General features: G+C 66.2%; 9 protein-coding genes. All 9 read left to right on the top strand.

Annotated features, from left to right (window positions below):
* Positions 1-140 (top strand): crossover junction endodeoxyribonuclease RuvC (locus VH499_RS02390; protein ID WP_332051083.1); only part of this gene is annotated, 140 nt, incomplete at its 5' end.
* On the top strand, positions 137-748 hold the full coding sequence (gene ruvA, locus VH499_RS02385) for a Holliday junction branch migration protein RuvA (RefSeq protein WP_332051079.1): 612 nt from the start codon (positions 137-139) through the stop codon (positions 746-748). The genes VH499_RS02390 and ruvA, both read left to right, overlap by 4 nt.
* A complete protein-coding gene (gene ruvB, locus VH499_RS02380; protein ID WP_332051078.1) occupies positions 745-1,800 on the top strand; it encodes a Holliday junction branch migration DNA helicase RuvB in 1,056 nt (351 codons plus the stop codon). Before ruvA ends, ruvB begins: the two co-directional genes overlap by 4 nt.
* Positions 1,797-2,276: a tol-pal system-associated acyl-CoA thioesterase gene (gene ybgC, locus VH499_RS02375; RefSeq protein WP_332051077.1), complete on the top strand. Its 480-nt coding sequence runs from the start codon at positions 1,797-1,799 to the stop codon at positions 2,274-2,276. Before ruvB ends, ybgC begins: the two co-directional genes overlap by 4 nt.
* Positions 2,277-2,302: 26 nt before the next feature.
* A complete protein-coding gene (gene tolQ / locus VH499_RS02370; protein WP_332051076.1) occupies positions 2,303-3,037 on the top strand; it encodes a protein TolQ in 735 nt (244 codons plus the stop codon).
* Positions 3,037-3,525 (top strand): protein TolR, encoded by a 489-nt coding sequence (tolR, locus tag VH499_RS02365; RefSeq protein ID WP_332051075.1) that lies wholly within the window; start codon positions 3,037-3,039, stop codon positions 3,523-3,525. Before tolQ ends, tolR begins: the two co-directional genes overlap by 1 nt.
* Positions 3,526-3,542: 17 nt before the next feature.
* Positions 3,543-4,490 carry a hypothetical protein gene (locus VH499_RS02360; protein WP_332051074.1) on the top strand — a complete coding sequence of 316 codons (948 nt, stop codon included), beginning with the start codon at positions 3,543-3,545 and terminating at the stop codon, positions 4,488-4,490.
* 49 nt (positions 4,491-4,539) lie between these two features.
* Entirely contained in the window at positions 4,540-5,859 is a 1,320-nt protein-coding gene (gene tolB, locus VH499_RS02355) for a Tol-Pal system beta propeller repeat protein TolB (RefSeq protein WP_332051073.1), read from the top strand.
* A 122-nt stretch (positions 5,860-5,981) separates the two neighbouring features.
* Entirely contained in the window at positions 5,982-6,440 is a 459-nt protein-coding gene (gene pal / locus VH499_RS02350) for a peptidoglycan-associated lipoprotein Pal (protein WP_332051072.1), read from the top strand.
* The last annotated feature ends 82 nt before the right edge of the window (positions 6,441-6,522 follow it).

Below are 6,522 nucleotides of genomic sequence, written 5' to 3'. Positions count from 1 at the left end.
ACAAGCGCCAGATCGCCATGATGGTGGCCCGCCTGCTGCCCGGCTGTTCGGCCAGCGCCGACGCCGCCGATGCGCTGGCCGTCGCCATCTGCCACGCCCATCATCGGGCCACGGCGAAGCGCGTGGAGGCGGCCCTTTGATCGCCAAGCTGAAAGGCATCGTCGATTCGGTCGACACCGACTCGGCTGTCATCGACGTCGGCGGCGTGGGCTACCTCGTGTCGGCCTCTTCGCGCACCCTGCGCGATCTCGTGGTCGGCGGCGACGTGACCATGCTGGTCGAGACCATCGTGCGCGAGGATGCGATCGCGCTTTACGGCTTTCTCGAGACCGCCGAGCGCGACTGGTTCCGCATCCTGACGACCGTGCAGGGCGTCGGCGCCAGGGTGGCGTTGTCGATCCTCTCGACGCTCGCGCCCGACGAGATCGCCCGCGCCATCGCCGCCCAGGATCGCACGACACTGAGCCGTCCCGCCGGCGTCGGCCCCAAGCTCGCGGCGCGCCTCGCGACGGAGCTCAAGGACAAGGCGGCTGCGTTCGGTGTGGCGCCTGTGGCCAAGGGAACCGCGGCGGCACCGGCCGCAGTGCCGTCAGGCTCGATCAACGAGGACGCCGTCTCCGCCCTGGTCAATCTCGACTACAAGCGCGTCGAGGCCTTCGGCGCGGTGGCGCGGGCGACGCAGCGGCTTGGCGACGGCGCCACGTTCGATGCGCTGGTCCGTGCTGCCCTGCAGGAGCTGGCGCGATGAGCGGCGAAGAGAGGCTGGTCACCTCCAAGCGCGCCGAAGAGGACGCGGCCGAACTGGCGCTCAGGCCGCAGACGCTCGACGACTTCATCGGCCAGAAGCAGCTGCGCGAGAACCTGAAGATCTATGTTGCTGCCGCGAAGGCGCGAAAAGAAGCGCTCGACCATGTGCTGTTCCATGGGCCCCCGGGCCTCGGCAAGACCACGCTGGCGCAGATCGTGGCGCGCGAGATGGGCGTGGGCTTTCGCGCCACTTCCGGTCCGGTGATCCAGAAGGCGGGCGATCTCGCGGCGCAGCTTACCAACCTGCAGCCGCACGACGTGCTGTTCATCGACGAGATCCATCGGCTCAATCCCGCGGTCGAGGAGATCCTCTATCCGGCGATGGAGGACTTCCAGCTTGATCTGATGATCGGCGAGGGACCGGCGGCGCGCTCGGTGCGCATCGAGCTGCCGCCCTTCACCCTGGTCGGCGCGACTACGCGGTCGGGCCTCATGACGCGCCCTTTGCGGGAGCGTTTCGGCATTCCCCTGCGCATGGTGTTCTACGAGCCGGCAGAGCTCGAGACGATCGTACATCGCGCAGCGCATGTCCTGAAGGTGGAGATGGCGAAGGACGGCGGCGCCGAGATCGCCCGGCGTTCACGCGGCACGCCGCGCGTCGCCAATCGCCTGCTGCGCCGAGTCCGCGACTTTGCCTCCGTCGCAGGCCATGCCGTCATCGATGCCGAAGCGGCCGACGCAGCCCTGACAAGGCTCGAAGTGGATGCGCGCGGCCTCGATGCGATGGACCGCCACTACCTCGCCTGCATCGCCGAGAACTACGGAGGCGGGCCGGTCGGCGTCGAGACGCTGGCCGCCGCGTTGTCGGAGCAGCGTGACGTGATCGAGGACGTCATCGAACCCTACCTGATGCAACTCGGCCTTCTGATGCGCACGCCGCGCGGCCGGCTGCTCTCGGAAGGCGGCTATCGCCATCTCGGTCGTGTGCTGCCGAAGGAACAGAAGCGTCAACTCGACTTGCTCGCGACGGGCGGGCAGGCGGACGAGGCGTGAGCGCGCCGGCGGCCCAGCCCACGTCGGGGCGCATCGAGGGGGGACGGCACGTCTTGCCGCTGCGGGTCTACTACGAAGACACCGACGCCGCCGGCATCGTCTATTACGGGAACTGGCTGCGCTTCCTCGAACGCGGCCGGACCGAGATGCTCCGGATGCTCGGCCACGAACACAGCGCGCTCCGCGTCGATAGTGATGTGAACTGGATCGTGCGCCGCTGCGCGATCGACTACCTCAAGCCCGCGCGACTGGACGACACGATCGAGATCGTCACCTGCTGCGGCGAACTGCGCGGCGCATCGCTCGACATGCTCCAGGAGGCGCGGCGCGGCGTCGAAACGCTGCTGCGCGCCGAACTCGTTGTCGCGTGCATGAGCTCGGCCGGTCGGCCGGTGCGCCTTCCAACCCAGATTCGGCAAGCCCTGCAAGCGGTTGGCCCGCCGGACCCGCCCCGCTCACGCCATATTCGGATATAACGCTCTGCAACGGACGGAGAATACCAATGGACCCGATAGCGCCGGTCGCCAGCACCCCCCTTGGCGGCAGCAGCCCCCCCATCGACATGTCGGTCTACGGCCTGTTCCTGCAGGCCGACTGGGTTGTGAAAGCTGTCATGATCGCGTTGCTGCTGGCCTCCTTCTGGTCGTGGGCGATCATCTTCGAGAAGATGATCCGCCTGCGCGCGCTGAAGCGCAGTGCCCAGCTTTTCGAGGACACCTTCTGGTCCGGCGTTTCACTCGAGGACCTCTATGACCGTGTGGGCGGCAAGCCGGACGATCCGATGTCGAGCATCTTCTCCGCCGCAATGCGCGAGTGGCGCCGCTCCGTGTCCAAGGGGCTTGCCGCGAGCGCGTCGGCAAGGGCGGGACTGCGCCAGCGCATCGAACAGGTGATGAGCGTCACCATCCAGCGCGAGATGGAGGCGATCGAGAAACGGCTGGGCTTTCTTGCCACAGTCGGCGCGAACGCGACCTTCGTCGGCCTGTTCGGCACGGTATGGGGCATCATGAACAGCTTCGGCCACATCGCGGTGTCGAAGAACACTTCACTGGCGGTGGTGGCGCCAGGCATCTCCGAAGCGCTGTTCGCCACCGCGATCGGCCTCGTGGCCGCCATTCCCGCTGCCGGCGCCTACAATATCCTGTCCGGCCAGATCCAGCGCTACGCCCTGCAGCTCGAGGCGTTCGCGGGCGAATTCATCACCATTCTGTCGCGCCAGCTCGAGGAGCACGTCTGATGGCCGGGATTGTTCCCTCCGCCGGCGGCGCGGGCCGCTTCCGGCGGCGGCGCTATCACCCCATCGCCGACATCAATATCACGCCGATGGTCGACGTCATGCTGGTGCTGCTGGTGATCTTCATGATCACCGCGCCGCTCCTGCAGGTCGGCGTGCCGGTCGATCTGCCCAAGACCAGCGCCCAGCAGGTCGGCGGCAAGGACGAACCGCTGGTCGTGTCGGTCAATGCCAAGGACGAGGTCTTTCTCGGCGAGACGAGGTACGAGATCGACGATCTCGCCACCAAGCTCAAGGCCGTGCATGACGAAAAGCCCGACCAGCGCGTCTTCATCCGCGGCGACAAGACGATCAACTACGGCCGCATGATGCAGGTGATGGGCGTCGTCATCGATGCCGGCTTCCGGCAGCTCGGGCTCCTGGGCGAACAGGCCGAGCCCCCGTCATCCAAATCGGGCGCGCCGGCGCAACCGGCAAAGAAGCGGCGCTGATCGGCAGGTCCCGGCCGATGTTCCGCCGCTCCAGCACCAGCGTCGAAATGCGCACACCGGCCTTGCTGTCGGTCGGATTGCACGCCGTCGCGCTGGTGGTGGCGATCGTGAACTTCGACTTCTTCGATCGGCCGCAGATCGAGCCCGAACCGGTGATGATCGACTTCGAGGCGATTGCACCGCATGCCGCGGCGCCCACGGTGGGCAACCCGCCGCCGCAGCCGAAGGACGCCAAGATCGACAAGGAGACGACAAAGGCGCCGCCGCCCAAGACAGCCGAGCCGCCGCCCGCGCCGCCGGCACCGAAGCCGGACGAAGCCAAGACCATTCCGATTCCTCCCGCGCCGGTGGAGAAGCCGAAGCCCGAGCCGCCCAAGCCCGTGGATGAGAAGATCGCGCTCAAGCCCAAGGAGCCGGAGCCGCCGAAGGTCGAGAAGCCGCCGGAGCCGCCCAAGCCCGCACCGAAGCCGGAGGTCAAGAAGGTCGAGCCGCCCAAGCCGGCGCCGCCCAAGCCGCAACCGCCCAAGCCCAACGTGGACAACCTGATCGACAATATCCTGAAGAACCAGGAGTCGCGCACCAAGATCCAGACACCGGAGCAGCAGCCCAAGCCGGTCGAGCAGGTGACCCGGCAGGCGCCCAGCGCACCCAATCTCGCCGCCGTGGTGTCGGCGAGCGAGATCGAGGGCGTGCGCAACAAGATCCGGCCGTGCTGGAATTCGTTCGGCGGCTCGAAGGAAGCGCCGATCGTCACGTTGTTGGTGCAGATGAACCAGGATGGCACGCCGACGAACGCGGAAGTCAAGGAGACCGGTCGCTACAACAGCGATCCGGTCTATCGCGCCGCCGCCGATGCGGCATGGCGGGCGGTGATGAATCCGCGTTGCCAGCCCTGGCCGTTGTCACCCGAAAAGTACAACGCGTGGCGCACCATCACCTTCCATTTCGATCCCCGCGACTACTGACGATGGTCGCGCTATAGAGACTGCCCCCCAACGACCAATGAGGTTCGACATGATGCACTTCAGACATCTGCGGACGATGCTGTGCGCCGCAGCCCTTGCTGCCTTCGCGGCGCCGGCGCACGCCCAGCTCACGATCGACATGACGAGACCGAGCTTCGAGCCGGTGCCGATCGCCATCGTCGACTTCGCGGGCGATTCGATGGGCGCGCAGATCGCCGAAGTGGTCCGCAACGACCTGCAGAATTGTGGACTGTTCAGATCGATATCGCCGGGCTCGTTCATCGAGCGCAATGTCAACGCCAATGCGGCGCCCCGCTTTGCCGACTGGCGCAGCATCGGCGCGCAGGGGCTGGTCGTCGGACAGATCGCCCAGGTAGGCGGCAACATAAAGGTCGATTTCAGGCTGTGGGACGTCGTGGTCGGCCAGCAAGCGACCGGTCTTTCCTTCACCAGCCAGCCGAGCAACTGGCGGCGCCTCGGACACATCATCGCCGACGCGGTCTACAAGCGCGTGACCGGCGAGGAAGGCTACTTCGACACGCGGGTTGCCTATGTGTCGGAAACCGGTCCGCTGACGACCCGAACCAAGCGCATCGCGATCATGGATCAGGATGGCGCGAACAACCGCTTTATCACCGACGGCCGGACGCTCGCGGTGACGCCGCGCTTCTCTCCGACGCTGCAGGAAATCGTCTATATGGCGTATGCCGACAATAACTCGCCGCCGAAGGTTTATCTGCAGAACGTCGATTCCGGGCGCCGCGAGCTTCTGGGAAACTTCCCGGGCATGAGCTTTGCGCCGCGTTTCTCGCCCGACGGCACCAAGGTCGCGATGAGCCTGTCGAAGGACGGCAACACCGACCTCTACGAAATGGATCTGCGCGGCCAGAACCTTCGCCGCCTCACCAGCACCGCGGCGATCGACACCTCGCCCTGCTACTCGCCCGACGGCACGCAAATCGTCTTCAATTCCGACCGTGGCGGAACGCAGCAGCTCTACGTCATGGGCGCCGGCGGCGGCGCTGAAAGGCGCGTCAGCTTCGGCGACGGCCGCTACGCCACGCCGGTATGGTCGCCGCGTGGCGACTACATCGCCTTCACCAAGATCATGGGCGGCAGCTTCGGCATCGGCGTGATGCGGCCCGACGGCAGCGGCGAGCGGATGCTGGCGAGCGGCTTTCTCGTCGAGGGTCCGACCTGGGCGCCCAACGGTCGCGTGCTGATGTATTTCCAGCAGCAGCCGAACTCGGGCGGGCGCGCGGGCTCGGTGACGCTTCATCAGATCGACATCACCGGACGATTCGGAAGACAGGTGCCGACGCCGACCGATGCATCGGATCCCGCATGGTCACCCTTGATTCCGCAATAGCGAGCGATATGATCGGGTTGTTGGCCCGAGCGTAACACGCTCGGGTCATCATCGTTTGGGAGCGGTGGAACCGAGTGGGAAACCGAGAGGAGCGTGTCGTGCAAGCGACGCGAAAGGATTAGATGCGCACGATCAAGGCACTCGCTGCTGCGGCGGCAATGATTCTCATCACCGCCTGCAGCAACACGCAACAGGCTGCCGTTCCGGCCAGCACGACGGTGACCCCCGGATCCGTCGCGGACTTCAAGCAGAATGTGGGCGATCGCGTCTACTTCGACACCGACATGTCGGGCATCCGCCCGGACGGCCGTGCCACGCTCGACAAGCAGGCGACGTGGCTCAAGCAGTACACGAACTACCCGATCACCATCGAGGGCAAGTGTGACGAGCGCGGGACGCGCGAGTACAACCTCGCGCTCGGCGAGCGTCGCGCCAACGCCGTGAAGCAGTATCTGGTGGCCCAGGGCATACCGGCCTCGCGGATCCAGACGATCAGCTACGGCAAGGAACGTCCGGAAGTCCTCGGCTCCGACGAGGGCGCCTGGGCGCGCAATCGAGTCGGCATCTCTGTGTTGCAGTAGACCAACGTTTGAGGCGAATTCAACGCCGGTCGCCCAGCGACCGGCGTTTTCGTTTGAGGGCCAGCCAGTCCTGCCCGAAAAT

Origin of the sequence: Reyranella sp. (assembly GCF_036558665.1) — a bacterium.
Taxonomy (GTDB): Bacteria; Pseudomonadota; Alphaproteobacteria; order Reyranellales; family Reyranellaceae; genus Reyranella.
This window is presented reverse-complemented; position numbering and strand designations above follow the sequence as displayed.

What these genes read in the sequence shown, in the direction of transcription:
- ruvB (WP_332051078.1), top strand. Translation starts at nt 745, where the DNA reads ATGAGCGGCGAAGAGAGGCTGGTCACCTCCAAGCGCGCCGAAGAGGAC.
- tolQ (WP_332051076.1), top strand. Translation starts at nt 2,303, where the DNA reads ATGGACCCGATAGCGCCGGTCGCCAGCACCCCCCTTGGCGGCAGCAGC.
- tolR (WP_332051075.1), top strand. Translation starts at nt 3,037, where the DNA reads ATGGCCGGGATTGTTCCCTCCGCCGGCGGCGCGGGCCGCTTCCGGCGG.
- VH499_RS02360 (WP_332051074.1), top strand. Translation starts at nt 3,543, where the DNA reads ATGTTCCGCCGCTCCAGCACCAGCGTCGAAATGCGCACACCGGCCTTG.
- tolB (WP_332051073.1), top strand. Translation starts at nt 4,540, where the DNA reads ATGATGCACTTCAGACATCTGCGGACGATGCTGTGCGCCGCAGCCCTT.
- pal (WP_332051072.1), top strand. Translation starts at nt 5,982, where the DNA reads ATGCGCACGATCAAGGCACTCGCTGCTGCGGCGGCAATGATTCTCATC.